Source organism: Polynucleobacter sp. Tro8-14-1, assembly GCF_018881655.1.
Lineage (GTDB): Bacteria > Pseudomonadota > Gammaproteobacteria > Burkholderiales > Burkholderiaceae > Polynucleobacter.
Map to the genome: position 1 here is coordinate 1 of NZ_JACVPX010000009.1, position 20,630 is coordinate 20,630.

Sequence of the window (20,630 nt, forward strand, 5' to 3'; positions counted from 1 at the left end):
GATTCGGAAACGATTTTCTAGCCCAAGTTATACCCTCGGAGCGCAGGCTAATATCACCGGCCAGGACAATAACATCTGCCACATTCAATGCAGGTGAAAAGTCGGCAAATTCTAAATGCAAATCACTTAGTACATGAATTTTCATAATTTAGATATGTCGCCATGATGATCTTGATATTGAGGTCTAGTGTAGTCAATAAATTAACCATGACGTCCTACAAGGAATTGAGCTTGGCATTGACGTTAGCCTTGGGGGACTCTACATTATCAACACACTACTAAAAACCGTGTTCATCAAAAATGCATCAAGAACAAAACTATTTCTCGCTTGATTTAGAGCTCAATAATGCTCAAGATAATTCCACAGTAAATCCAAAGATCATTCAGGTCGGCATAGCCGTTGGCAATTACCATGACTATGTCAATCAATCCCTATCTATGTATAAATGGTTCTTAGATCCTCAAGAGCCTATTTTTGAGTTCATCACCCAATTAACGGGCATTTGCAATCAGGATATTTCTGACTATTCAGTTCCACATGAACAAGTAGCTAAAGAAATTGGGGAAATTATTACTACGCGTAATTGCTTTGTTAATCCCATTACCTGGGGCGGTGGCGATTCACTTGAACTGAAATCTGAATTTAAAGATCGAGGTATCAGCTTTCCCTATTTTGGTCGTCGATGGATCGATGTCAAAACTTGGTATAGCCTGCACATGCTTGCCATGGGCAAAAAACCCAGTGGCGGTCTATCCTCAGGTCTGGGTTCTTTTAAGCTTCAATTTGAAGGCAGTCCACATAGAGCAGATGTTGATGCTCTCAATACCTTGAGGCTTTTCTTTGAAATCCTTCACAGGCACAATCGGATATATCAACTGGTAAACGATGCCAAGGCCTTGAAATAGCCGTGTCTATATACCTAAAAATAGGGTCATTTTGATTCTATACGCACTTTTGTTGACATTAAACTATAATATATGCATAGTTGTTGACATTAATGCATAAATTGAGACCCTATGAACACTTCCGTTGACCAGCTGCCCCTCTTGCTTTTTAGTTCGAGAGAAGACAAAACCAATGCACAGAGAATTTCCCGCTTGGCTAGGTCTGGTCGTTTGCGTCAAATTTATCGCGGCATTTACACCAGCGACCTCAACAGCCCACTCGAGCAAATCATTCGGCCAAATTGGCGGCAAATTACCGAATATCTTTATCCAGGCTCCGTAGTAGCTTACCGCTCTGCTCACCTTTGCAAACCGGATGATAGTGGGAATATATTTTTGGTGTCTGGCAATAGAGCACGTCAAATAGCATTTCCAGGGTTGACTCTCAATATCTTGCCAGGTCCTCCTGCAGTTCAATCGCACAAGGATTCGCTTAACGATACACCGTATGGAAAACTCTTTATATCCTCGGAGGTTAGGCGACTGTTAGAGAATCTTTATAGCCGTAAAGGTTCAGATCTTCGTACTATGGGTCGCCCTTGGGTTGAGTCTTATTTAAGCAAGCTATGCACCATTCGTGGCGAACATAAGCTCAATGCACTACGTGATGATGCTAAAGCTATTGCCCCTGAATTAGGTCTAGAGGTTCAATTTAAAACACTGAACACGATTGTTTCGGCCTTAATGCAAACTGGTAAGGCTCGCTCTTTAAGGGCAGCTGATGCATTAGCGCGCGCAGCTGGTAAACCTTATGATCCTGATCGCATTGAGATCTTCGAAACTTTGTTTTCTGCATTAAGAAAACCTTTTCCCATCATTGAAGATCAGGCAAAAACTGGTAAAAGCGCCTTTAATTTCGCATTTTTTGAATCGTACTTTTCGAACTACATTGAAGGAACTACATTCACCGTCGAAGAGGCCTCCGAGATTATTTTCGATGGGAAGATGATTCCAAAACGAAATGAAGATTCACATGACTTACTGGGTACCTTTAAAGCAATCATGGAGCAGCCCTTTCGCTCTAAGCCCCCAAAAGATGAAGATGATTTCTTAGCGTGGCTTTTGCAATGTAACTTCCAAATACTCTCTAGTCGTCCAGATAAAAATCCAGGTGAATGGAAAGAGCAAACTAACCAAGCAGGAAATACTATTTTTGTTCATCCCGAGCTTGTAAAAGGTACTTTGCGTGAAGGATTCAAGCGCATCGCTTTACTGGAAGACCCATTTGCGCGTGCATTGATGGCGATGTTTATAGTTACTGAAGTGCACCCGTTCATGGATGGCAATGGCCGAACCGCGCGCCTAACGATGAATGCCTACTTAACTCAACACTCCGCCTCTCGCATTATTATTCCCACAGCTTATCGTGAGGAATATTTACTGCCATTAAAAGCGCTGTCTCAAAACAATGATCCCAGCCCCTTCATTCGATCCATGACTCGTGCATGGCGCTGGACTGCTGGATTTGATTATTCGAACTTCCCGAATCTTTGGGAAAAAATGAAGGTTTGCAACGCATTTACAGACAACCCTTCACAGTATCAATTGCTTGATCCTCACGATATAAGCTAAGTTGTAGACCAAATAGGGCTATATCTGCTGTTTTGTAGACAAAATGAGGTGCTTATGGTGCCTAAAGACATTTCTGTCTACATGCCACTGATTTTGAGTGGCATGTAATTCAGACCTATCTATATCCCCATATTGCCTAAATGCTGGGCAATCCGATCCATCGGGTTTTCGGAGCTAGCCAGTGGCGCCCCTAGGGTTGAGGTACGCGCCCGAATAGGCTGAGGGCTATGGGTTGCTATAGGTTTAACACTTGCAAAGCTTGGCTCCGGCCTTCCTATTGCCTCATAGATAGACTCAATCATGGTCTGCCACTGCTCTTGCTGATTGCTCTGCACGAAGACTTGCATGTAGAAAGGGTCTGACATGTATTTGTTAAAGCAGATCGCCTTATCGGTGTGATCAATTTCATCTGAGCGGGTATTTAAGAACTTGAGCATTTGCAGCTTTGCTTCCGAAACCAATTCGGAAGGCTTTTTCTGGCTATCGGCGAGAGTCATCACATTGCTGACAAGCTTGCTTTCTATTTCATATTTACGAACCGCATCCTGAAGTGTGGCCACCATAGATTGCAAATCTATAACCTGCTTTTCTAGGTCGCGTTTTTCGTTAATCACTTTCTGAATACGTTCACACCCTCGCTTTGATTTGATGCCACTAGAGGATTCTGTATTAACACTAGGCTCGGCATCGGGACTCGGGTCCGTGGGTCCGGGGTTCAAAACCTTCTTAATTAGATCTTGCGCTGTCTCAGCTTGAATCTCGGCTTTCGGAAGTGTATCGACGGTAATGGCGACTGGTGCAGGCAGTATTTCATCTAGGTCATGGGCTTGTTGTGCTGGCTTACTTTCTAAAACGGGCATAAATGCTGGCACATGCACTTCACCTTTAACGGTTGTAAATATAGGCTCAGGCTCTAGAGCTTCCGACTCCTCCTCCAATACTTCGCCCTCATCAATATCCTCAGATAGCTTGGCAAGAGATGCATTAGGGGTCCTACTTAAATCATCTAGTAAGTTGGTTGCTTGGGTCCGACTCTGACTCTTACGTTCCGCCTTTTGGGTTTGTTGTGCCTGAGCGCTACGCTCCTTATCAAATTGAGCCTCTGCCTGCCTAGCCTTTGCTTGCGCTATCAATTCAAGCGCGCGCTCTTCCCTTGCCCTATTACGCCTGGCGGCGCTCTCGGCGGCGTGCTTTTCATAGGCTTGTTTTTCAAGCCGCTCGCGCTCTTTCTTGGCCTCTCTATCCTGCACCCTTTGAATTGAACCACCCTTAGTGAGTACCTCTGATTTAAATCCCTCCACCTCATTTGCTACTTGCGTCATTGCCTGTCTCCTCTTTTAATAAGTTGCTGCTGTAATTCATTTCAGCGTTTGTCTTTTGCCTTCGTTCAGAGAGCCAATTCATTCCTAAATTTGAGTCGTCATCGCGTGACCATCCCTCCGCTTGCCCAGTGAGCGCGCGCATGAGTGCTGCGAGCAGTCCATTTTTTAAAAATGGTTTTTAGTTTTTGGCTGGGCATATCTTGTGTACAAATTCAGACTCACATCCAAAGGACTAATTTTGGATTTATGTTTCAGAAGACCTAAAATACAAGCTTCTAGTAGAGGGTTTTTATCTGCGGTAATTAAATGTATAATTGATGCAACACACCCGCCATGCCTCTCCTGGAAGCACACTTTGGCGGGTTTTTTTATTGGGGGATTCTATTGACTACATTCGATAAGCCAGCACTCACACATTTAGAACATATTGAGCGTCTTCGAAATCGAAACCTTCTAATAAATGATGATGATGAAGTAATAGATTATCTAAGCAACATTAGCTACTTCAGGCTTTCAGCATACACCCGCCCGTTTTACCTTCCGAATATCGCCGAGCATACATTTATTTTTGGCACAGCCTTTTCAGATGTCATAGATTTATATCTATTTGACAAGGAATTACGCCTACTTCTGTTGGATGCAATTGAAAGAATTGAAGTAGCGCTACGCACACAAGTAGCCAATACGCTTGCCAAACATCATGGACCCTATGGTTACCTAGATCAAAGTATTTTTGATAATCGCTATGATCATCCTAAACTATTAGAGCTTATTGCTAGTCAATCTAAAGGTCGTGATTTAGAAACTTTTATTAGCCATTACAAAACAAAATACACCGGAGCGCCAAAGCATCCTCCTATTTGGATGGCTGTTGAGCTACTTACATTTAAAGAGATATCCCTGAAGATTTGACCAATTGATCTCTCAGCCCCAATCTTGGAGAAGATAGATGGGTCAGCTAGGTTCATGCGGTATTCATATCCAAGGCGTTGGTCGTGAACTTCTATCTTCTTGATCTTCTCCGCCACAACTGTTGCATCCTCTCTGGTGCCCGTGTTTTCTTTATCGCCATATCCATAGAGTTCTCTCCATAGGTAATAGACTCCATCATTTGATAGTGCGAACCAATAGACAGCATATGGCCTGGCATAGCCCCAGTCCATTGAGCGCCATACTTTCCAGGTTGGCGGAATGGCAAAGGGTTCTACAACGTGTTTAGAGGGTTGCCACACGCCTTCTAAGAAACTTCCCACGTGGATATCCCAATCACCCTCTAACCAGGCTCTACGTCTGTTTGGATCACTTAGCGACTCTAGACTTATCAGGTAGTTCGGGTCGTTTTTTAGTAGATGAGTGTTCTCATAAATCGTTGAATAAATTCGCACTCTTGGGAGCGCACCCTCTTGTCGAATAATTTTTCCCGCTGGAATATTTCCAATCTGAAATCGTTCCTTTACTGATGCATGCCCTACTCCAAATGGATTGCAAGTAGCCCTCACCATCCTAGGGATTCCGGGTTGCGAAGATCGACAAGTACTGAGCATCGCCTCGTAAAATGAAAGGTTGCGCCAGTTAGTCAACTCTTCAAATCCCAGCCAGCAATTTTTATTAATTAGGCCAGTTTCTGTAATGTAGTGATTACTTTCTTCAACTGTTATATCCATTGTTAAAGAGGAGCCACATGATTCATACACTACCCAACCATCTTTTAGTCGACGATTCGTTTTTTGAATTTTCCCACTGTAAGGATGAGGGTAAGCCATTACGTCATCACAGCGGCTAGGCCTTTAAGCATGATTTCTATCCAAGATGACCTTCTCTGATCCATGCCAGGCAATGAGCTCAGACAATGTTTTGGTGGTGGGTACAGTGGTGGGTAGAAGAGTCCCAAAAACAAAGAGCCCCATGGTTAGGGGCTCTGCTGTCGTATATGGCGGAAGAGGTGAGATTCGAACTCACGGAGGACTTTCATCCTCGCCAGTTTTCAAGACTGGTGCATTCAACCGCTCTGCCACTCTTCCTTTGCGAATTGAGTCCTAGATTATAAGGAATTCGGTGAGCCCCTACTTAAAAATGCAATAAGCCCCCTTCTAAAGATTGCTTCCATTGTCTTGAATACTCTATGTGCACCAACCGATATAGCCTTTTCTCTGATAAACTAGTCAGATAACTAGTCAGGAGTACGGGTGATGAATAAGCACTGGGCAGTTCAAGATGCCAAAGCAAAATTTAGTGAGTTACTAAACGCCTGCCTTGAAGAAGGTCCTCAAGTGGTTACCAAGCGGGGGCATGAAGCAGCCGTATTAATCACCATTCAGGAGTGGAATGCATTGAAAAAGTTAGCTAAACCTTCTCTTAAATCGCTTTTGCTTTCAGAGCAAGCCAAGGATGACCTAGTGCTGCCAAAGCGTGGCCAAGGTGCATTTCGAAAATCCATCAAACTGTAAGACTGCTCATGTACTTACTAGACACTAATATTATTTCAGAACTACGCAAACCAAAACCGCATGGAGCAGTACTAGAGTGGTATGACAACATTTCAGATAATGATCTTTATATTTCCGCAGTCTCGATCGGTGAAATTCAAGCAGGCATTGAGTTGACTCGTGAGCAAGATAAAAATAAAGCAGAGTCTTTGGAAAGTTGGTTGCAACAAGTTTCAAATGCGCATCATGTCTTACCGATGACGGGATCAACCTTTAGATTGTGGGCAAAGCTCATGCATAAAGAAAGTAATACCGTTTGGGAAGATGCCATGATCGCAGCGACAGCTATTGATCAGAAACTCATCGTGGTCAGTAGAAATATAAAAGACTTCAAACGATTTAAAATTAATTTACTGAACCCATTCGAATATCGAGCCCAAGCAGATTAAGACCTCTTAATTAAACCTTCTAAATGCTTGGCAATAGCTAGGCTGGAGGTTAATCCTGGGGACTCGAAGCCATATAGATTAAAAAGTCCTTCCAGGCCATGGTCTTGGGGACCATTGAAGCAAAAGTCCCCTGCAGGCGCATTAGGCGGGACTATCTTTGCCCTCACCCCTGAGTAATCGGGCTGCAAAGCGTTGTCTTTAAGCCCTGGCCAGTAGCGCCTCACAGCCTCATAAAAGCCTTCGCCCCGCTTTGGATTTACGGTGTAATCGATTTGGCTTTCTTCATCGATCTCAAGCCATTCGACGTCGGGTCCAAACTTGGCCTGCCCGCCCATATCTAAAGTAAGGTGCACCCCTAGACCACCAGGTTCTGGAATGGGATAAATCAAATGTTTGAACGGTGATTTTCCTGAGAGGGAAAAGTAATTACCTTTAGCAAAATAGGCTTTGGGGATTTGATCCTCTTTCAATCCTTCAATTTTTTTCGCAATGGCTGGTGCACTCATACCAGCACAATTGATCAGCAGCTTGGTTTGAATCTTCATGCCATCTGCGCCACCGATCTCTAATTCAAATCCGTCTTTGGCGTTTTCTCCAATTGGCTTTGCGCTAATGAGCGGCGATTGATAGGCAATCATGCCGCCTGCATCTTCAAATCCACCCAGTAATGAAAGCATGAATCCATGGCTATCAACAATGCCAGTAGAGGCCGAGAGAACTGCTGCCGCACAATGGAGCTCGGGCTCCATTACTTTGGCCTGTTCGCCAGTAATCATTTTGATTTCCGGGACTTCGTTTTGCTGCGCTTTGTATAGAATTGCCTGAAGGTCATCTAGTTGGGATTCATCACTAGCAACGATGAGTTTTCCATAAGGCTGAGTAGCTACATGGTGAGTCCGGCAATACTCATAGAGCATGCGATTACCCTCCACACAGAGCTTGGCCTTAAGTGAGTCCTTGGGGTAATAAATGCCAGCATGAATCACTTCACTATTTCGCGCGCTGCTAATCGTGCCAAAAGCACTTTCCCGCTCGAGCAAAATCGTTTCTCGGCCCTGTAGGGCCATTTCTCTGGCAACGGCCAGGCCAACGACCCCAGCACCGATGACGACACAGTCGACTTGATCCATTTATCTGCCCAAGCCCTGAATTATTGTTATTTGCATCCTGAAATCGTAACATTTTCAGTGTTTTAGTGGGTTTTGGGACACTTCTTGATAAAATCTATCAATGTCCTCTAAACCAGCTGAAGAGCATCTGAAAACCCTATTTAGCGCCCAAGATATCGTTTTAGATAGCGCATATCAAGGCATTGATGTTGCCAGCTGGAAATCCCTCTTTAAGCAGGCAAAAACTGCTCATTTAGAACAATTTATTGCCGATCTGTTCGCTGGTAAGCCAGTGAATAACTCTGAAAACCGTCCTGCCCTGCACTCTGCTCTGCGCAACCTTGAACAATCTCCCGTATTGGTAAATGGCAAAGATGTCATGCCGGATGTTGCCCAAGTTTGGCACCGCATTGAAGCTCTATGCAATAAGTGGGTCGGCGTCACCGATGTCATTCACATTGGTATTGGTGGATCCGACTTTGGTCCGCGCCTCGCCATCGAAGCCTTGGCTCATGTTCCCGATATTGAAAGTCGTGGCATGCGGATGCATTTCTTGGCGAATATCGATACCGCTGATTTGGCTCGCATATTGCAACGCGCTTTACCGCATAGCACTAAAGTCATTATTGTTTCGAAGTCATTTACGACGCTTGAGACCAGCATGAACGCCAAAGCGGTAGTGAAATGGCTTAAAAATAATGGCCTTACCGATAGTCAAGTAAGCAAATCACTCTTTGCGGTTACAGCAAACGTGCCTGCAGCTGAAGAATTTGGCATTAATCAAGACCGTATCTATCCTTTTTGGGATTGGGTCGGCGGCCGTTACTCTGTATGGTCTGCCGTAGGTTTACCAATTGCCCTGCAGTATGGCTTTGATACCTTCAAGCAGTTCTTAGCTGGCGCTCAAGCAATGGATCAGCACTTTAAGTCTGCTCCTCTTGAAGAAAACCTCCCGGTCATCATGGCGCTGAGCCTTCTTTATCAGCAAGAGAAACACAACATCAAGTCGTATGCTGTGATTCCGTATGCAGATGCATTGGATTGGTTTCCGAAGTGGTTGCAACAGCTTGATATGGAAAGCAACGGTAAGAGCGTTGATCGTGATGGCAAGCCAGTCAAGTTCTCTTGCCCAGTAGTCTTTGGAAGCTCTGGTAGCAATGCACAACACTCCTACTTCCAGTTATTACACCAAGGCACTGAAATCATTCCGATTGATTTCATCGCAGTACGTGAACCGATGAGCAATTTGCCTGAGGCAAAGGCGCATCACCGCATTCTGCTGTCCAACTGCCTGGCACAAGCGCAAGCTTTGGCAAATGGCAAAAAGACTGAAAACCCGAACAATACTTATCCAGGCAAACGCCCTAGCAACCTGCTGATTCTGCCTAAGCTCAATGCCTTCTACTTAGGCGCACTCTTGGCACTTTATGAGAATCGTACTGCTGCATTGGGTGCCTTATGGAATATCAATAGCTTTGACCAACCCGGTGTAGAGCTTGGCAAAGTGTTGGCTAAACCAATTGAAGCTGCCTTAAAGAATGGTGGCACGGTACAAGCTGAAGCTGGTATTGATGAAGTGACAGCCGCCCGCATTAATTTATTTAATCAGTAGCTGATCGATAGCTGATCAATAGCTATGTAGATCTAGCATTAGCCTAGACATCGAAAGAAGACTCATGCAACTCTCTCCATCCATTTTTAAAGCTTATGACATTCGCGGCATTATTGACGAGACTGTAGATCCATCGATTGCCAAACTCATTGGCCAGGCATTTGGTACGGAGATGTGTGAGCTCGGTGAAACAGAAATTGTGATCGGTCGTGACGGTCGTTTATCAGGCCCTAGCCTCATTGAAGCATTGACCGAAGGCCTGTTATCTACCGGCATCAATGTGATTGATCTAGGGATGGTTGCTACACCCATGGTCTACTTTGGCGCCAACCAGGCACTTAATGGCAAGAAACCAAAATCCGGGATCATGATTACGGGTAGCCACAACCCTCCGAACTACAACGGCTTTAAGATGGTTCTGGGTGGCGCTGCAATCTATGGCGATCAAATTCAGGCGCTGCGTAAACGCATTGAAGCCAAGCAATTTGCTACTGGCCAAGGCACTAGAAACACCTTTGACATCTTCCCAATGTACTTAGAGCGCATTGTGAACGACGTTAAGTTAGCTCGTCCTATGAAGATTGTGGTGGATTGCGGCAATGGTGTTGGTGGCGCCTTTGCTGGCAAGCTTTTCAGGGCCTTAGGCTGCGAAGTACAAGAGCTCTTCTGTGAGGTTGATGGTCATTTTCCGAACCACCATCCAGATCCAGCGCATATTGAGAACTTGCAAGATCTCATTAAGAACTTACAAACTACCGATAATGAATTAGGCCTCGCTTTTGATGGTGACGCCGATCGTTTGGGCGTAGTTACTAAAGATGGTCAGGTAATTTTCCCAGACCGCCAAATGATGCTCTTTGCTAAAGATGTTCTCTCCAGAAATCCTGGCGGACAGATTATTTATGACGTTAAGTGCACCCGCAATCTTGCAACCTATGTGAAACAGCATGGGGGCGAGCCTTTGATGTGGAAAACGGGTCACTCTTTAGTTAAGGCAAAGCTTAAAGAAACTGGCGCACCACTCGCCGGTGAAATGTCTGGTCACATCTTCTTTAAAGACCGTTGGTTTGGTTTTGATGATGGCCTATACACCGGTGCTCGTCTATTAGAAATTCTGTCTAAAGAAAAAGATCCCAATCAGACACTCAATGACTTACCAAATGCGATCTGCACACCAGAATTGCAATTAGCTTGCGCAGAAGGCGAACCATTTGCTTTACTAGAAACTATTAAAGCGAATGCCAAGTTCCCTACTTCTGAATCCATCAATACGATTGATGGTGTGCGCGTGGAATATGCCGATGGCTTTGGTTTGGCCCGGCCTTCAAACACCACTCCAGTGGTGGTGATGCGCTTTGAGGCGGATAGTGATGAAGCAATTGCCAGAATTCAGGCGGAGTTTAAGGCTGTATTGTTGGCTGCTAAGCCGGATGCCAAGTTGCCGTTTTAGGCTCTATACGCAATACCCACATAATTTATGCGCATATTGACTGCGTATAAATTATGTTTAGAGTACTGCTATGGATAAACAATATACAAATTGTGTTCGAGAAAAATTTCGGCTTTGGCTGATAGAAAATTCTCAATTTATTCAGGAATATAATAAGATCACTGAGGATGAAGGGCTTCCATTAGACCGCTGGAGATCTTTTTAGCTCACATTAGCCTTATCGGATTTATGTGATTTGTAGAGTCTTTTACGGGACCTAATGAAGCGATGGCTTCTGGCTGTTTTTAACTTCGTCAGTGAGTGCCACTTCTTGCACTTTGGGAACATCACCCCAAGCAGCGTGCTCACGTAATTGATTGAGCAATAAACACATTGCTTGCAAGGTAGGTCCAGCCATCTTGAGATTGATATTGGGACCACCTGGAAGCACAAGATCCAACGACAACATGTCTTCGCTCTCTTGCTTTTCAAAAGCGCATTTAACATCCATCACCAGCACAGGATCAGCGCCTAAAGGATAGACGCTTGCAGGCTCATAAATCTCGGGTTTTACTGCCTCTCGCTGTTCTCTCTCCTTCTTCACAGCTTCCTCACCAAATTGGGCAATAGCTTTTGCCGCTTCTGGCGTATGGGATTGCTCTAGATTCTTTACCAATAGATGAGAGGTTGCTGCCAGGATGAATAAAGTAACGCGACGAGTAAACCAAAAACGAAACTCAGTATCTTCGCTTGTATTGAAACGAAACAGTAAGCGATCGTCGCTCGCTAAATAGGTGGCATTAAATTGTTTAATGGTCATAGCTTCAGAATAGCACTAAGCATCTAAATCAGAATTTCTTTTAACCTCTGAGTGCCTGGAATAGATTTTGGAGGCGTAACTTCCGGCATCGGAGGCTTTTTATTATTAATACTTTCTTGGAGCGTCTTTTTAATAGCCTCAGGAGCGCCCTTTAGACTAAACCTTGAAAATCCAAAAGTGCCGTTTTGCAGAGGGACGGCAAAACCTACAAAACCACCCGCCTTTAAAACATCTAAAACTGAATTAAAGGGCTCTAGAATTTGAAAGAGCACTCCGCCAACTTGTGCACATTGAAGGCCAATTGCAGCAGTCGAGTTAATACCGCTCATCAGTACGGGAGATTTTGATCCAGGCTGACAAAGCAACGCATCATGCAAATAAAACATGCATTGATCACTGCTGCAATACATTCCGAAGGAAGAGTTGGGTCCGCCTACTGTAAAAGCCTCAATTGAGTTTGGAGTGTACTGAACTTGCCAATCATCAAATTTAAGACCTTGTTGGGCAAGAAGCTGAGGGCTCATCACCGCCAGAACCACCAATAAAATAGATTTTGAAATATTTATCAAAACTGCCTTTAATCACACTGCACTGATAAGAAAACCTGGTTTACCCAGTCCTAGATAGATCAATTGCCCTTAAAAATCTTAGTGCTTTGCATTAAAGCATTAACAGCTTCTTGGCGCTTTTGCTGAATCAGGCCTTGAGCAATGGTATTTCTTGCCTGGTCAAAGGTAGGCATAACAAACTGTCTTACGTCATCTACTTTGATGACGTGCCAACCATTGGATGTTTTTACTGGGGTTTGTGTGACCTTGCCCTTAGTAAGGTTTGGCACGAGGTCATTAATTGGAGTGGTAAGCTGTGTTGGGAGCGCCCAGCCAACGATGCCACCCTGCTGACCAGAGCTTTGATCCAGGGACTTCACTTTCGCTAGATCTGCAAACGAAGCGCCATTATTGATCTGCTTAATGAGCTCTACACCTTCTGCCTCATTAGCTACTACGATTTGCGAAACCAGATACTCTTTTGAGTTTTTTGGGTCCTTGCTAAGCTCAACTTGCTTGTCGTATACAGCGCGCACATCATCATTGGTTACCGGATGACTGGCAAAGTATTGTGCAAACCAAATATCCATCATGGCATTTTGTTCTGCCATCTTGATCTTGAAAGCATTGTTGCCTTTAGTCAGAAGACCCGTCTTCTTGGCATCTTGCGCAACGGCTTCACGCAAAACGAGATCATTCACAATCGATTGACGTAGCTCTGGCGTATCTTTAGCCCCATCGGATACAGATACCGAAACCCATTGATCTACTTGGGCATTGGTAATTTTGGCGCCATTGACGGTCAGCAGAGTTTTTGAGGGCTGTGCCTGAACGGAGTTCAGGAAAAAGCATATTGCTGCTAATAGGATTAGGATTAATTTGGATTTCATGAATTATTCTTGGCCTTCTTAAGACGGTCCATCAACATTTGCCCCATGATCTCAGGGCGACCTTCAAAAATACGCTGCACCTTATCTGGTCCAGCATGTTTGCGTCTGAGTTCATTGCGCAACTCATGATTTTCAGCAAGCTTGACCACTGCTTTAATGTAATCCTCTGTAGTGGTAGCGACTAACCAGTTGGGCATACCGAAGCGCTCAAAAAGTCCTTGGTCGATATGCTCATTCACTTCCCTGCCCGTCTTACAAACACCGATCAATCCAGCAGTTACTGTATCGATAATTCCGTTGGTATTACCAAATGGGAATGGATTGATATACATATCGCACTTACGTACGATATCCATGTATTCGGTATAGCCACGGTGGGCATACACAATGGCATAGTCACCTAAGACATTGCGCACTACGCGTTTAACTTGTTCGTAAACCATGCCCTGTGCAAACGCTACTGCAAAATGGAATCGCACTGGCACTTTGCTACGTAAGGAAATCTCTTTACAAGCATTCAGAAAACCAGGGTTGATTTTCATAGCGGATGCTGCCACTACGATATCTACCACTTCTGGCTTTTCCCGAATAATCGGCGGCTCTGGATTTTGACTTGCCAGTCCAGATGGACGATATGGCATACCGTCATTGGGCAAAATTAAGAGTTCTTCACTAAAGCAATCAGGATCACCGACATAATCCTCTTCAACTACAACATAATCCATAGAGCGCGAGTGGGAGGTAGCTGGATGACCTAATGCCATCGCCATCACTGGCGCCAAACGGATATTAGCTAACATCATTGTCAGCGGGAACATACCAACACTAGGCATGTAAAACACCTGGGCTTGACGCTCTTCCGCTACAGCACGAATTTGAGAAATTTGTTCTTGCAAGGATCCTTGCTTAATCTCAATCCACTCGTCAAAGACCGCATGACCGACTGCATCTGTGGCATTAGCTAGGCCCATACCAACAATATGGAACAACTCTTTGGCAGCCTCTAGGGTTCTAGAGTGTGTGCGATAAATAGAATGGCCTGCATTAAACCATTCCATCACTACCAACATCGTGGGCTTTTGCCCTTTTTTGGGAGGGATAACCGGCGTATCTAAAGGCTGCAGTTTGTGCGTCTCTAGCCAACGCTCAATCAACTGATTAATTGCACCCTTAATTTCGTGCTTATCTGGACGATCCGCATAACTGCAATGCATATAAACGTCATGCATGATGCCAAAAGGCAAGGCTTCGAGAGATTCAATTTCTGGTAGCTTTTCTGTCAGCCAAGGCAACAGGACCTCTCGCTTATCATGCGCTTGTGGGGAACCCAGAAAGCGCGGGGATAGCAGCGCCATTCCCAACGAAGCAGCAAGATACTTATTGGCCTCCCACAATGCATCTACTTCTAAGATGATTTCCGATTCGGGCAAATACAGTAATGCAAATTTAGGCAGGTCTTGCGCAGTAACTTCAAGGTGACTAAGATTGCCCTTCCCAGCTAAATTCAAAGCACGTACTACATGGTCAGCATTGAGAAAAAGCGTAGAGCCAAAAATGGTGGCGAACCAACGCTGCAAGGTGAATAAAGAAGTCAGACTCTGCGGTGCAAAGTGAAATTCCTTGTCCGAGAACAAGCAAGAGATAGCAGACGCCAGACGAATTCCAACATGGGCCTCACGCTGATCTTCAGAAATCCCCGCCAATGGCTGGGCCTGAAACTGCATACCTGGAACACCATAACTACTATCTAGAATAGACAATAGATTGACCAGCATCCTAGCCGCCTCTTCATGCTGACGACTGTATGCTGCATATTCAAAATCTTCGAGCTTAAAAACCATTCATTACTTTCATTAGCAACTCAAGACCATCTTATTTGCTTGAGCAGGAATTCGATTCTGTTGGGGTGCAATTGACATCAGACGCATCACTAACCAAAGTGCTTACCGCTTTTTTTGCGCCCTGACTAGATTGAGTGCCGCCTGGTTTTGATGTGCCCTCATTGGTTGACGAACCGTCACTCTTTAACGCTCCATCACCTACAGGCAAAATGCCTGCCTTAGTTAACAACTCGCTCATTGGCAAACCGCCCACAGGGGAGTTATCTACCCTTGTTACTAAATCGCTCAATGGCGCATTACCGGGTCTCGTGACGGTATCGCCCATCGATACAGAAACGCCACCAGTGCTCATAGCAGCATCGCTATAGGATGATGACATCGTTTGCAGAGTTTGTTGAACACGATCCATGTTGATGGCAAGGATAGAGTTGAACTGATTATTTTGAGCCAACAAGGTTACTTTGGATTGCTTTGTATCGGCCAAATTGGTTTGGGTAACCTGCGCTGCGATATTTTGCACTTGTGGAGGCGCAGGTGGCGGTGGATCAGGAATATGATAAATATTCGCTGGGTGTAAAGCAGCTAAATTACTACCCAAGCTTGCTCCTGATGCTAAGGCAAAAGTAGTATTGGCTAGACCACCTAAAGATCCATTAGAGCCTGTAATCATTTCAATGGTACCGTTCTGGCTAGTCAACGTGTTAGCACCATTTAAGGAAATGTTATTTGCTGTGTAGGTCTGATTGCCGACGGTATGCACAGAACCATTTAAGTTGAGCTGACCTGTTGGGAAGCTAATATCGGCAACTAAAGGTGTAAGGCTACCGCTTGTGTTTGTATTTTGCTGCCCTTGGATTGTCTTCACATTAGCCAGCGGAGTAATTAAGCCAATATTTCCAGTGCTAATAACTGGTAACGACGTTTCATTAGGTAAATTAACGGCAGCTAATACCAAAGAATCTTGACCAGCGGTATTGCCGTTAATATCCCCATTAACAATGATCGAAGGATCCATGGAGAGCAAAAGTCGAATATTTCCATTGCTGCCATTACCGCCGATCACTACTGAACCCGTGTACTGCTGTGCTCCAAAGGTGCTGATATCGCCACTTACTTTAATATTTTGCGCATGCACATCTAAAGCATAAGGGCTAATAGAGGCATTGTTGTAATTTTGATATGGGATGTTCTGAACGATACCATTCTGAGTAGTCACAATGGTTTGACCAACCTGGTCATTAAATAGAACCGTACCATTTAATGCAGAGACCACTAAATCGCGTTGCGATGCCGCTGAATCCGCACCAGCACTTACTGTGCCATTAAAGCTAATATTGCCAGCGCTACTATAAAAGTTAGAAACCGCTGCACTATTGGCTGTAGATGGAGTGCCCGAACTTAGGAATGTCAAGTTACCGTTGTAATTTTGATTGCCGGTCGTATTGACAAAGCCCCCTATTGTAGAGGATCCATTGACAGTGAAATCGCCGCCTGTTGTCACATTACTAGAGAAGCTTGCAAGCACGGTTACGACCACATTACCGCCAACGCTAGTAGCGCCTGTAACGGAAATTCCATTATTAGCAATGAGATTGCCGCCGGCATTAATACCGCCTAATGCATTGACATAGCCATTGGCTGTAAATGTATTTGCAATATTGGCAGTATTGCTCAGCGTGATATTGCCGCTCGTAGTCAAGCTAGAGACGGCCACGTTAGGTGCAAAAGATAGATTACCGCCAGTGGATACCAAAGTAGCACTGCCCATTGCATTAGCGCTTGCCAAGGTCAAGTTATAGCCAGCAATGTCAACAACGCCATTGATGGAGTTGTTACCCGAAATCGTTAAGTTTCCAGCACCACGTTGCGTAATAACACCTCCACCTGACACGTTATTGGTCAAGTTAAATGGATTGGCTGATGCAAAAATAATATTGCCGCTGTTGCTAATATTGCTTCCGGTAATACCGACCTGATCACTGTTGTATACAACCGATGCATTCGTCGGAATAATGACGCGTGCGACGTTATTGCCGTCCGGAATGGCTCCACCAGCCCAGTTAGAGGCCGAAGACCAATTACCGCTAGTATTACCGCCAATATAGGTAACGCAAGAAAGCTGGGTAATAGTGCCGACGTTATCTGTCAAAGTATTAATAGTTAATGCATAGTTACGCGCATCAGCACCAATCAGACCCATACTCAAGGTCACCGACTTATTAGCGCCGACATTTCGGTCTGCATAACTACCGGAACCAATCAAACCTACAGCATCATTGGTCAGCACGCCAGCGAGAGTCTGATTGAAGGATAGATTCGCGGCTGTAATACTGGTGCTACCGTCATACACCTTGGTGATCGATTGAACACCTAAATTATTGTTTAAAGATTTAGGTGTAATCGTGATCGCCCCTGCTACAGCCAAATTATTAAAGTTATTGCCAACAATGGTTAAGTTAGAAGCATTTAGGTTGTAACCACCTACCTGCAAGTTATTTGATGAACTGAATGAACCATTTATAGCGCTCAAGTTAAAGTAAGCCGCTCCCCCTGCCCCGTCAATGACAGATACCGTGCCGTTGTAGGATGATGCCAATCCAGTAACAATAGTGCCGTTATGAAGATACTGCGCTGTCAAATTGTAAGTAGGCGTAGTTCCATAGGTCGCAGTGACATTGGTTGCTTTAATAGCCAGTACATCTGCGGGAACAATCGTGTAGTTACCAGCCTGGTAACTAATGTTGTAGTTGCTTGCAGACCAGTTTGAGGCAACCAGCACTCCTGTGTAATTGCCAGCTAAATTAACTCCTGCATTCGTTCTGGTGATGGTGCCGGTAGTTAATGCAGAGGCTGTCTCACCCGCGACAAAGCCGGTATAGATGACGCCGCCATATCCAGCCTGATCACTCTGAGTGACAAACTTCAAGTCATTTACTACGCCAACCGTTAAATTCGCTTTAGTAATCACACCACCTGAAGCATCGGCAACACTCACACGGTAGTTTGCGCCAGCATTATCATCGCTAATCACCACTGAGTTTAAAGTGACCGTCTTATTGGCACCTGCATTTTTATCGCTATAAGTAATTGCGGCCGAACTTACTCGGTCACCACCAACCAACTGAGCTGATAAGGCCGTCAAGTCAGAAGCTGTGGCTAACTGAATAGTAGTGCCATCGTAGGCCTTAGTAGCATTCGGCGCAACAATAGTGACATTCAATGGCACCACAGTCACACTTGTATTGGCTACATTTAATAACTCATAATTTCCAAGGCTAGAGCCATTTACCCCAGAAAGACTTAAGCCATTAAGACTAGACAAGGATTGATTTGTTTGTACATTCTTCGTTGTCATCGTAGCGGCACCCGAGGCAGCAAATGTCTCGCCGTTCACGCCACTAACGGTTAAATTTGCGCCAACAATAGCGCTTGATCCATCGTAAACTTTATAACCCAGGGCAGAAAGCTGCGCCTTGGTAATGGTTAATGTGCCATTAGCAGCTGCAAAGTCATAATTGGCTGCAGCTAAGCTACCGGTATTACCAGCAATCGTGTAATTACCCACATTGGTTGTCGCGTTTGCTGCACTAGAGCCAACCGCAGCACCAGTTACAACAGCAGAAGTTGCATTCTCACCATTTACAAAACCAGTTATGGTTTGGGTAAATGTTGGATTAGCAGAACCATACACACGAGATTGATCATCTGCGGTTACGGTGAGATGCGCTTTATTAATCGTCAATGTGCCATTGGCAGCAGTAAAGTTATAGTTAGCTGCACTTAAATTACCAACGCTACTAGCGATTGTGTAATTACCTACCCCAGTAAGGTTTGTAGCCAAAGTGCTAGCTGTACTTGAACCAGCAACATTGGCAGTTAGAGCCGTCTCACCATTTACAAAACCTGTCATCGATTGCGTTAAAGTCGGGTTTGATTGACCATACAAGCGGGTTTGATTGTCCGCGGAAACGGTTACTAATGCCTTGGCAATATTAAGTGCGCCATTAGTACCGGTCAATACATAGTTCGCTTCGGTGCCGACTGTAACGGCATTAATGTAGACGCCAGCATTGGTACCGTTTGCACCAGTTGCACTAATACTGGTTAAAGTAGCAACCGTATCAGTACCCTGCAAACCAGAAACCGTAAATCCAGAAACATTTTGTGCCACACCACTATAAGTGGTATTGACGCTATTGCCGGCGACAGTCAATGCTGCCTTATTGATCGTCAATGTGCCATTAACAAATGTGAGGTTATAGTTGGTTGCAGTGCCATTTGCCTGTGAAACATAATTTCCCGCATTGGTGCCTACTGCACCAGCGCTTACATTGGTTAACACGGCAATTGTTTCATTATTCACAAAACCGCTACCGGTAAACCCACTTACACTTTGCTGACTACCGTTATAGGTCAAATTAGCGCTATTAGCAGTAACAGTAAGGTTAGCAGGATTTACTGTCAAAGTACCATTGGTATAGGTAATGTTGTAGTTACCAGCAGAACCATTGCTCATTGTCTGAGCACTTGCTGTCAGGTTGTAGCTTCCAACGTTGCTGATTGCAGTAGCTGTACTCGCAAGGCTGGCATTACCCAAGGTATCACCGTTATACAAAGTACTGCCAGAAGCAAGTGTGACGGTACCTGTTGTTGGATTTGAACCACCGTAAGTACGACTTTGATCATTAGCAATCACAGTAATATTAGCTGGAGTAACTTGCAAGTTACCGTCAACATAAGCAACGTTGTAGTTTGTTGTATTGAAGCTGCCATTATTAGATACATTGCTTGCAGTAATGCTGTAGTTACCGACATTAGTGCTAACAACACTTCCATTGCTGCTTAATGTAACGCCACCAACCGATTGATTGGCTACCAAGCCATTAGTGGTGTAGCCTACAGAAGTCAGGTTAGTACCTAAGCCATATTGAGTTACTGCACTGTTAGCAGTAATAGTCAGGTTGGCAGGAGTAATGAATGCATTGGTACCAGACTGTCCTCCAGAACCCCAATTTAAAGCGGTCGTTTGGAGCGCATAGTCACTTAGCGCACTAGCGCGATTTCCAGCAACACCAGTCATGGCTAGGTTATTTACTGAAACGCTACTTGCATTAACAACATTAGCATTGTCGAATACAGCTGTACTTAAATTCGACAGCGTTAAGGTATCGCCAGTAATCAGACCACTAACGCTGTAGTTACCAGAGGCAACAGTGACATTGGTCGTACCGTCATAGACCTTGCTGATATTGCCAGCAGCAGTCAGCGTGATCGTCGCTGCAGTGATGTTGGCATTAGTGCCCGCCTGGCCACCACTGCCCCAAGTGAGGTTGGTAGTTTGTAGGTTGTAGTCAGTAGTCGCGCTGGCGCTATTACCAGCAATGCTCGCTAACGATAAGTTGTTGATGCTCACGTTGCTTGCATTAGCAACGTGAGCGCTGTTGTAAGCAGCGCTTACATTGGACAGCGTTAAGGTATCGCCAGTAATCAGACCACTGACGCTGTAGTTGCCTGAAGTAATGCTGATATTGGCACTACCGTCATAGACCTTGCTGATATTGCCAGCAGCAGTCAGCGTGATCGTCGCTGCAGTGATGTTGGCATTAGTGCCCGCCTGGCCACCACTGCCCCAAGTGAGGTTGGTAGTTTGTAGGTTGTAGTCAGTAG

At 44.8% G+C, this 20,630-nt stretch carries 16 protein-coding genes and 1 tRNA gene; 8 read left to right on the top strand and 9 right to left on the bottom strand.

The features are described 5' to 3' along the window. Nucleotides 1-300: 300 nt before the first annotated feature. A complete protein-coding gene (locus ICN34_RS10075; protein WP_216122429.1) occupies nt 301-906 on the top strand; it encodes a 3'-5' exonuclease in 606 nt (201 codons plus the stop codon). Between the two features lie 111 nt (nt 907-1,017). Then, nucleotides 1,018-2,517, top strand: a complete 1,500-nt coding sequence (locus ICN34_RS10080) for a Fic family protein (protein ID WP_216122431.1) — start codon at nt 1,018-1,020, stop codon at nt 2,515-2,517. Between the two features lie 119 nt (nt 2,518-2,636). Here ICN34_RS10080 and ICN34_RS10085 read toward each other — a convergent pair whose 3' ends face one another. Then, nucleotides 2,637-3,839 carry a hypothetical protein gene (locus tag ICN34_RS10085; RefSeq protein WP_216122433.1) on the bottom strand — a complete coding sequence of 401 codons (1,203 nt, stop codon included), beginning with the start codon at nt 3,837-3,839 and terminating at the stop codon, nt 2,637-2,639. A gap of 384 nt (nt 3,840-4,223) precedes the next feature. Here ICN34_RS10085 and ICN34_RS10090 point away from each other — a divergent pair, with 384 nt between their 5' ends. Continuing rightward, nucleotides 4,224-4,751, top strand: coding sequence for an Abi family protein (locus ICN34_RS10090; protein ID WP_216122434.1), 528 nt, complete (start codon nt 4,224-4,226; stop codon nt 4,749-4,751). Here ICN34_RS10090 and ICN34_RS10095 read toward each other — a convergent pair. Both ICN34_RS10095 and ICN34_RS10100 read right to left on the bottom strand, forming a co-directional pair. Then, entirely contained in the window at nt 4,658-5,503 is an 846-nt protein-coding gene (locus ICN34_RS10095) for a hypothetical protein (RefSeq protein ID WP_255538648.1), read from the bottom strand. The genes ICN34_RS10090 and ICN34_RS10095 overlap by 94 nt on opposite strands. A gap of 267 nt (nt 5,504-5,770) precedes the next feature. After that, a tRNA-Ser gene (locus tag ICN34_RS10100) sits at nt 5,771-5,860 on the bottom strand. A 168-nt stretch (nt 5,861-6,028) separates the two neighbouring features. On the opposite strand from ICN34_RS10100, the gene ICN34_RS10105 reads away from it, so the two are divergent. After that, entirely contained in the window at nt 6,029-6,286 is a 258-nt protein-coding gene (locus tag ICN34_RS10105) for a type II toxin-antitoxin system Phd/YefM family antitoxin (protein ID WP_216122436.1), read from the top strand. Nucleotides 6,287-6,294: 8 nt separating this feature from the next. Beyond that, complete coding sequence (locus tag ICN34_RS10110) at nt 6,295-6,714, top strand: type II toxin-antitoxin system VapC family toxin (RefSeq protein ID WP_072582528.1); 420 nt, start codon at nt 6,295-6,297, stop codon at nt 6,712-6,714. Here the strand turns inward: ICN34_RS10110 and ICN34_RS10115 are convergent. Further along, nucleotides 6,711-7,844 (bottom strand): NAD(P)/FAD-dependent oxidoreductase, encoded by a 1,134-nt coding sequence (locus tag ICN34_RS10115; RefSeq protein ID WP_216122438.1) that lies wholly within the window; start codon nt 7,842-7,844, stop codon nt 6,711-6,713. The genes ICN34_RS10110 and ICN34_RS10115 overlap by 4 nt on opposite strands. Nucleotides 7,845-7,944: 100 nt before the next feature. On the opposite strand from ICN34_RS10115, the gene pgi reads away from it, so the two are divergent. The 3 genes from pgi to ICN34_RS11615 all read left to right on the top strand — a co-directional run bounded on the left by pgi (nt 7,945) and on the right by ICN34_RS11615 (nt 11,090). Beyond that, nucleotides 7,945-9,435: a glucose-6-phosphate isomerase gene (gene pgi, locus ICN34_RS10120; protein ID WP_216122440.1), complete on the top strand. Its 1,491-nt coding sequence runs from the start codon at nt 7,945-7,947 to the stop codon at nt 9,433-9,435. Nucleotides 9,436-9,499: 64 nt separating this feature from the next. Next, nucleotides 9,500-10,885: a phosphomannomutase/phosphoglucomutase gene (locus tag ICN34_RS10125; protein WP_216122442.1), complete on the top strand. Its 1,386-nt coding sequence runs from the start codon at nt 9,500-9,502 to the stop codon at nt 10,883-10,885. 70 nt (nt 10,886-10,955) lie between these two features. Beyond that, on the top strand, nt 10,956-11,090 hold the full coding sequence (locus tag ICN34_RS11615) for a type II toxin-antitoxin system CcdA family antitoxin (protein ID WP_216122444.1): 135 nt from the start codon (nt 10,956-10,958) through the stop codon (nt 11,088-11,090). Nucleotides 11,091-11,141: 51 nt separating this feature from the next. Here ICN34_RS11615 and ICN34_RS10135 read toward each other — a convergent pair whose 3' ends face one another. The 5 genes from ICN34_RS10135 to ICN34_RS10155 all read right to left on the bottom strand — a co-directional run. Beyond that, nucleotides 11,142-11,684 carry a hypothetical protein gene (locus ICN34_RS10135; RefSeq protein WP_216122446.1) on the bottom strand — a complete coding sequence of 181 codons (543 nt, stop codon included), beginning with the start codon at nt 11,682-11,684 and terminating at the stop codon, nt 11,142-11,144. A gap of 23 nt (nt 11,685-11,707) precedes the next feature. Further along, nucleotides 11,708-12,208 carry a hypothetical protein gene (locus ICN34_RS10140; RefSeq protein WP_216122449.1) on the bottom strand — a complete coding sequence of 167 codons (501 nt, stop codon included), beginning with the start codon at nt 12,206-12,208 and terminating at the stop codon, nt 11,708-11,710. 104 nt (nt 12,209-12,312) lie between these two features. Next, complete coding sequence (locus ICN34_RS10145) at nt 12,313-13,122, bottom strand: peptidylprolyl isomerase (protein WP_216122451.1); 810 nt, start codon at nt 13,120-13,122, stop codon at nt 12,313-12,315. Then, a complete protein-coding gene (locus ICN34_RS10150) occupies nt 13,119-14,963 on the bottom strand; it encodes a peptide transporter (RefSeq protein WP_216122453.1) in 1,845 nt (614 codons plus the stop codon). Before ICN34_RS10150 ends, ICN34_RS10145 begins: the two co-directional genes overlap by 4 nt. A 31-nt stretch (nt 14,964-14,994) precedes the next feature. Then, on the bottom strand, nt 14,995-20,630 hold a 5,636-nt coding region (locus ICN34_RS10155), incomplete at its 5' end, for an S-layer family protein (protein WP_216122455.1).

Bases quoted from the DNA above. Each gene is read 5' to 3' on its own strand.
- ICN34_RS10075 (WP_216122429.1), top strand. From the start codon at position 301: ATGCATCAAGAACAAAACTATTTCTCGCTTGATTTAGAGCTCAATAAT.
- ICN34_RS10080 (WP_216122431.1), top strand. From the start codon at position 1,018: ATGAACACTTCCGTTGACCAGCTGCCCCTCTTGCTTTTTAGTTCGAGA.
- ICN34_RS10085 (WP_216122433.1), bottom strand. From the start codon at position 3,839: ATGACGCAAGTAGCAAATGAGGTGGAGGGATTTAAATCAGAGGTACTC.
- ICN34_RS10095 (WP_255538648.1), bottom strand. From the start codon at position 5,503: ATGGATATAACAGTTGAAGAAAGTAATCACTACATTACAGAAACTGGC.
- ICN34_RS10105 (WP_216122436.1), top strand. From the start codon at position 6,029: ATGAATAAGCACTGGGCAGTTCAAGATGCCAAAGCAAAATTTAGTGAG.
- ICN34_RS10110 (WP_072582528.1), top strand. From the start codon at position 6,295: ATGTACTTACTAGACACTAATATTATTTCAGAACTACGCAAACCAAAA.
- ICN34_RS10115 (WP_216122438.1), bottom strand. From the start codon at position 7,844: ATGGATCAAGTCGACTGTGTCGTCATCGGTGCTGGGGTCGTTGGCCTG.
- pgi (WP_216122440.1), top strand. From the start codon at position 7,945: ATGTCCTCTAAACCAGCTGAAGAGCATCTGAAAACCCTATTTAGCGCC.
- ICN34_RS10125 (WP_216122442.1), top strand. From the start codon at position 9,500: ATGCAACTCTCTCCATCCATTTTTAAAGCTTATGACATTCGCGGCATT.
- ICN34_RS11615 (WP_216122444.1), top strand. From the start codon at position 10,956: ATGGATAAACAATATACAAATTGTGTTCGAGAAAAATTTCGGCTTTGG.
- ICN34_RS10135 (WP_216122446.1), bottom strand. From the start codon at position 11,684: ATGACCATTAAACAATTTAATGCCACCTATTTAGCGAGCGACGATCGC.
- ICN34_RS10140 (WP_216122449.1), bottom strand. From the start codon at position 12,208: ATGAGCCCTCAGCTTCTTGCCCAACAAGGTCTTAAATTTGATGATTGG.
- ICN34_RS10145 (WP_216122451.1), bottom strand. From the start codon at position 13,122: ATGAAATCCAAATTAATCCTAATCCTATTAGCAGCAATATGCTTTTTC.
- ICN34_RS10150 (WP_216122453.1), bottom strand. From the start codon at position 14,963: ATGGTTTTTAAGCTCGAAGATTTTGAATATGCAGCATACAGTCGTCAG.